Below are 6009 nucleotides of genomic sequence, written 5' to 3'. Positions count from 1 at the left end.
GCCCGGCGGCGAGCAGCAAGAGGACCGAACCGCCCAGAAGCAGGCGGGCGGCTCCCACCGCCAGAGGCGAGGCGGCGACGGGCGCCAGCGCGCGGGCGGTGCCCGTGGTCCCCCAGAGCACCGCCCCCGCCAGCACCCGCAGCGCCGCCGCCGCGCGTGTTGGCCGAGCTTCCGCCACCTCCGCGGGAAGCTCTCCGCGCACCCCCCGCCCCCCTTGCCCGGAAGGGTTATGCCGGGAAGGGGGAGGCTTCCTGCCGGCCGGGCGAGAGGCCGGATCATCCGCTTGGCGTCCGCCGCCTGCGAGAAGATGCTCCTTTGGTGGAATGGCGGCTTGCGACCGCTTTTTTTATCGTCAGCCTTGGAAAGGTTGCTGCAAGGGTACGGAGAGCGGACGGCAAGCTTCCTGCAAGGGTCCCGCCGCCGGACCAGCGGCGGACTCGCAAGACGGGAGCGAGGCGAGCGAGATGTCCAGCCTGCCTTGGGAGGGACAGGAGGGCGACGAGCGGGTGCAGGACTCGCTCCGGCTCTACCTGGATGAGATCGGCCGGCAGCCCCTCCTGGACGAGGAGGAGGAGCGCGCGCTGGCCCGGCGTGCCGAGCAGGGGGAGCGCGAGGCGCGCCGGCGGCTGGTGGAGTCGAACCTGCGGCTGGTGGTCAGCCTGGCGCGCCATTACACCGGGCGCGGTCTCCCCCTGGCGGATCTCATCCAGGAGGGCAACCTGGGCCTCATCCACGCCGTCGAGAAGTTCGACTGGCGGCGGGGCTACCGCTTCAGCACCTACGCCACCTGGTGGATCCGCGAGGCGATGGTACGCGCCATCGACAACCAGGCGCGGGCCATCCGCCTGCCGGCCGGCGAGGCCAACCGGCTGCGCCGCGCCGAGGAGGCCTTCACGCGCCGCGAGGGCCGCGAACCCAGCCCCGAGGAGCTCGCCGGCGAGGCGGGCACGGGCGTGGAGCGCGTGCGGGCCATCCTCCGGGCGGCCGGCGAGCCCGTTTCGCTGGAGGCGCCCGTGGGGGAGCGGGAGGAGGGGCGGCTGGGCGACTTCGTCCGCGACGAGGCGGCCTCGGCCGAACTGGACGAGGTGGCCATGAGCCGCCAGCTCTCGCTGGAGGTGCGTCGCCTCCTGGAGGGCCTCACCCCGCGGGAGCGGCAGGTGCTGGCGCTGCGCTACGGCCTCGGCGGCGATGAGCCCCGGACGCTGGAGGCGGTGGCGCGCCGGATGGGCGTCAGCCGCTGCCGCGTCCACCAGCTGGAGCAGCGCGCCCTGCGCAAGCTGCGCCGCACCGCCGGCCGAGAGCTGGCGGAGTTCCTGGCCTCCTGACCCCTCCCCCGCCGGGAGGAGATCTCCCCAGAAGCCGGAAGAATCGACCGATCCCGCCCGGGAGGCGGCGGACGCCCGCCCGGGGCGGTCTCTGTCCGCGGCGCGCGGACGCCTCGGGGAGGGGCGCTCGCGCCTTCCCGGAAGTCGGGCTAGGGTAGAGAGGGACGCCCGGTCCCCGGGGAGAGGCGAGGGGGTGAGGCCGACGGGGGAGACGACGGACGAGGGGCGCGCCGTCCGCCCGCTGGCCGGCGGCGACATCGAGGCGGCTTTCCGGGCGCACGGCTACGTGGCCGACCGTCCGGTGGTCACCGCGCTCCGGCTGGTGCTGGCCCTGGAGAAGCCGCTCCTGGTGGAGGGGCCGGCGGGCGTGGGCAAGACGGAGATCGCCAAGGTGCTGGCCGAGGTGCTCCAGACGCGGCTCATCCGGCTCCAGTGCTACGAGGGGCTGGACGCCTCCACGGCGCTCTACGAGTGGAACTACCCCAAGCAGATGCTGCACATCCGCCTGAGCGAGGAGAGCGGTCTCCCGGCCGGGGCCCGCGAGGCGGAGATCTTCAGCGAGGCCTTCCTGCTGCGCCGGCCGCTGCTGGAGGCGATCACGCAGGAGCGGGCGCCGGTGCTCCTGGTCGACGAGATCGACCGGGCGGACGAGGAGTTCGAGGCCTTCCTGCTGGAGGTGCTGGCCGAGTTCCAGGTGACCATCCCCGAGATCGGCACCATCCGCGCCCGGGAGAAGCCCTACGTCATCCTCACCTCCAACCGCACGCGCGAGCTGAGCGACGCGCTGCGGCGGCGCTGCCTCTACCTATGGATCCCCTACCCGGACTTCGAGAAGGAAGTCCGCATCCTGGAGGCGCGGCTGCCCGGCATCGACCGGCGCCTGGCGCGGCAGATCGCGCGCTTCGTGGGACGGCTGCGCGCGCTCTCGCTCAACAAGGCTCCCGGCGTGGCCGAGAGCCTCGACTGGGCGCGGGCGCTGGTCGCCCTCCACAGCGACGGGCTGGACGAGGCGGTGGTGGAGCAGACGCTGGGCTGTATCGTGAAGGACCGGGAGGACTGGGAGCTGCTGGCCGGGAACGGCGGCCGACCGCTGCGGGAGGCCCTGGAGGAGGCGCTGGCCGAAGAGGACGACGGGAGGTGAGCGGACATGGGCGAGCGCGAGGAGCTGCTCCGGGCCATCGAGGAGGCCCGTCGCGCGGGCCGGAGGGCGGCCCTGGCCACGGTGGTGCGGGTCCAGGGCTCGGCCTACCGGCGCGAGGGCGCCAAGCTGCTGGTGGACGAGGACGGGCGCATCACGGGCACCATCTCGGGCGGCTGCGTCGAGGCCGACATCGCCGAGGTGGCGCGCCAGGCGATGGAGAGCGGGCGGCCGATCCTGCGCCACTACCAGCTGGACGACGAGACGGTCTGGAGCCTGGGCCTGGGTTGCGGCGGCTCGCTGGACGTCTACGTCGAGCCGCTTCCCGGCGGACGGGGCGGGGAGCGCGGGCGATGAGCGAGCCCTTCGAGCGGTGGCTGCAGGCGGTGGCCGGCGGCCGTGCCGCGGTGCTGGTCACCCTGCTGGAGGGTGGGCGGCGCCTCTTCGTCCCGGCCGAGGGCGGGGCGGAAGGCAGCCTGGGCGAGCCGGCGCTCGACCGCCTGGCGGAGGAGGAGGCACGCCGGCGCCTGGCGGCCCGCCATCCCCGTTCCGGCACGGTCGAGACCGACCTTCCCGGCGGGGGGCGGGCCACCCTCTTCTTCGACGTGCAGGCGCCCCCGCCGGAGCTGATCCTCTTCGGCGCAGGAGACGACGCCGTGCCGCTGGCGGCCCTGGCGAGCCGGCTCGGCTTCCGCGTGCGCGTGGTCGACCCGCGGGAGGCCTACGTGACACCCGAACGCTTTCCGGGTGCCGAGCTGGTGTTGGCGGCGCCCGGGGAGCTGGAGGGGCGCCTCGCGCTGGGCGCGCGAAGCTACGCCGTGGTGATGAACCACCACCTGGAGCGCGACCGCGCCTGCGTGCGCTTCGCCCTGGCCTCGGAGGCGGCCTACGTGGGGCTTCTGGGGCCGCGCGCGCGGGCGGAGCGGATCCTGGGCGACCTGCGCGCGGAGGGCTTCGAGCCCCCGCCCGAGGCGCTGGCGCGCCTCCACGCCCCGGTGGGCCTGGACGTGGGCGCCGAGGGGCCGGAGGAGGTGGCGGTCAGCATCCTGGCGGAGGTGCTGGCGGTCCGCAACGGGCACGGGGGCGGCTTCCTGAGCGGGCGGGCCGGGCCCATCCATGCCGCGTCCGGGCAGGCTTGACGCCGCCGTCCTCGCGGCCGGCCTCTCCCGGCGCATGGGGAGACCCAAGCCGCTCCTGGCGGCGGGGCCGGGGCAGACGCTCCTCTCGCGGGCGCTAGAGGCCGCCTCGGTGGTCGACGGCCGCCTCTGGGTGGTGCTCGGAGCCGCCGCCGGCGCCGTCCGCGAGGAGGCGGAGCGCTGGGCGCGCCTGCGCGGCCAGCAGGAGAGGCTACGCTGCCTGTACAATCCGCGTTACGCCGACGGCCTGGGCTCCTCCGTGGCGGCGGCGGCGCGGGCCGTGACGGAGTGCGGGGCGCCCGAGGGGCTGCTCCTGCTGGTGGCCGACCAGCCGGCGCTGGGCGCCGCACAGGTGGAGCGCCTCGTCCGGACCTTCGCCGCCAGGGGCGAGGCGGTGGCGGTGGCGGCGGCCGAGGCGGGCGAGCTGCGCAACCCGGTGATCTTCGCCGGCGAGCTGCTGGCGGAGCTCCGGGCGCTGGAGGGGGAGGCGGGCGGCCGCCAGCTCCTGGCACGCCACCGCGGCAGGGTGCTGCCCGTGGAGCTGGGGCGCGGCCCCTGGTTCCGGGACGTGGACGAGCCGGAGACCTACGCCCGACTGGTCGAGGAGATGGGCTGGTAGCGGGCGGCCGGCCGCCCGGTGGCGGCGGAGGGGGCGAGCTGCCCCCCGCCCGACGCGAGGAAGGGGTGAGGAGGCTGAGCGAGGCGGGGCGGGAGCCGGCGGGGCTCCTGGTCGTGGGAGGAGGCCCCGGGGGGTATGTGGCCGCCATCCGGGCGGCCCAGCTGGGGCTGGACGTGACGCTGGTCGACGCCGGCGAGTTGGGCGGCGTCTGTCTGAATGAGGGATGCATCCCCTCCAAGGCGCTGATCAGCGCGGCCGACCTCTTCGCGCGCGCCCGCGAGGCGGAGGCCATGGGCCTCCTCTTCGGCGAGGCCCGCGTCGACATGGGGCGGCTGCAGGCGTGGAAGCAGGGTGTCGTCCGGCAGCTGACCCGCGGCGTGCGCCAGCTTCTCGAGGGCAACGGCGTCCGCATCCTGCACGGACGGGCGCGGCTGGCCGGTCCGGGACGGGTGCGGGTGGAGCCGGTGGCCGGCGGGGACGGGGCGGCCCTGCCGGAGGGAGGCGAGATCGCCTTCCGCCAGGCCATTCTGGCCACCGGCTCGCGGCCGGCCGCGCTGGAGGCGCTCCCCTTCGACGGCGAGTGGGTGCTGGACGCCGGCGGCGCGCTGGCGCTCGGCGAGCTGCCGGGCGACTTGGTGGTGGTGGGCGGCGGCTACATCGGCATCGAGCTGGGCTCCGTCTACGCCAAGCTGGGGAGTCGCGTGACCGTGGTGGAGGCGCTGCCGGAGATCCTCAGCGGTGTCGGCGCGCAGCTGGTGGCGGTGGTGGAGCGTCGCCTCCGCCGCATGGGCGTCACCGTCCACAAGGGTGCCCGCCTCCTGGGGGGCGAGCCCCCGCACGGGGAGGCCCGCCAGGGGCGGGTGGTCGTCCGGCTGGCCGACGGGAGCGAGAGCAGGCTCCCCGCCGACAGGGTCCTGGTGGCGGTGGGAAGGCGGCCCAACAGCGAGGGGCTGGGCCTGGAGACCGTGGGCCTGGAGGCGGACCGACGAGGCTTCCTGGCGGTGGACGAGCAGAGGCGGACGCGCCATCCGGGGCTCTTCGCCATCGGCGACCTGGCCGGGGGTCTGCTCCTGGCCCACAAGGCCAGCCACGAGGGCATCGTCGCCGCGGAGGCCGCCGCCGGTCTGCGCACGGCCTTCGAGCCGCGCGCCATCCCGGCGGTCATCTTCTCCGATCCCGAGATCGCCACCGCCGGCCTGGACGAGGAGGAGGCCCGCCGCCAGGGCGCCGAGCCCCTGGTGGCGCGCTTCAACTTCGCCGCCAACGGCCGCGCGCTGGGCGAGGGGAGGGGCGAGGGCTTCGTCCAGCTGGTGGCCGAGAAGGGGGATCACACGCTCCTGGGCGTACAGATCGTCGGACCCGACGCCTCCAGCCTCATCGGCGAGGCCGTGCTGGCCATCGAGATGGGGGCCACCCTGGAGGACTTGGCCTTGACCATCCACGCCCATCCCACCCTGCCGGAGACCATCATGGAGGCCGCCGGCGTCGGCTTGGGCCGGCCGGTCCACGCGCTCCCCCGGCGGAGGCCGGAGACGGCCGGCTAGGGTGCGGACCCCAGGCGCCCGCCGCGGCCTTTCGGGCGAGCGTCGGATGTGCGCGGCGGCGGGCGGCGCTAGGCTGTCCCTGGAACCGCCGATCGGGAAGCCCTAAGGAGCGCGGGGACCTCCCCGGATCGGCGGGCGTTCTCCAGGACCCGGGGCGGTCGCCCGAGACGCACTGCACCCGGGTTCCAAGGAAGCCCTTCGGGGGGCGGAGCAGGCCTACCTCCCGAGGCCTGCTCCCAGAGCGGGG

General features: G+C 75.5%; 5 protein-coding genes and 1 pseudogene. 5 read left to right on the top strand and 1 reads right to left on the bottom strand.

Annotation, left to right across the window (positions count from 1 at the left end; genetic code table 11):
- A partial coding sequence (locus tag K6U79_10505) for an EamA family transporter (GenBank protein MCL6522782.1) occupies positions 1-202 on the bottom strand: 202 nt, incomplete at its 3' end.
- Between the two features lie 262 nt (positions 203-464).
- Here K6U79_10505 and K6U79_10500 point away from each other — a divergent pair.
- From K6U79_10500 to lpdA, 5 genes and pseudogenes are all read left to right on the top strand, one after another.
- On the top strand, positions 465-1325 hold the full coding sequence (locus tag K6U79_10500; protein MCL6522781.1) for a sigma-70 family RNA polymerase sigma factor: 861 nt from the start codon (positions 465-467) through the stop codon (positions 1323-1325).
- A 193-nt stretch (positions 1326-1518) separates the two neighbouring features.
- The gene (locus tag K6U79_10495; protein MCL6522780.1) at positions 1519-2466 is read left to right on the top strand and encodes a MoxR family ATPase; all 948 of its coding nucleotides are present in this window, start codon (positions 1519-1521) and stop codon (positions 2464-2466) included.
- Between the two features lie 6 nt (positions 2467-2472).
- Positions 2473-3602: pseudogene (locus tag K6U79_10490) on the top strand (XdhC family protein).
- Positions 3580-4218, top strand: a complete 639-nt coding sequence (locus K6U79_10485) for an NTP transferase domain-containing protein (GenBank protein MCL6522779.1) — start codon at positions 3580-3582, stop codon at positions 4216-4218. Before K6U79_10490 ends, K6U79_10485 begins: the two are co-directional and overlap by 23 nt.
- A 74-nt stretch (positions 4219-4292) precedes the next feature.
- Positions 4293-5762: a dihydrolipoyl dehydrogenase gene (gene lpdA / locus K6U79_10480; GenBank protein MCL6522778.1), complete on the top strand. Its 1470-nt coding sequence runs from the start codon at positions 4293-4295 to the stop codon at positions 5760-5762.
- Positions 5763-6009 lie beyond the last annotated feature (247 nt).

The organism is Bacillota bacterium (assembly GCA_023511835.1).
GTDB lineage: Bacteria > Bacillota > Sulfobacillia > JAIMAT01 > JAIMAT01 > JAIMAT01.
This window is presented reverse-complemented; position numbering and strand designations above follow the sequence as displayed.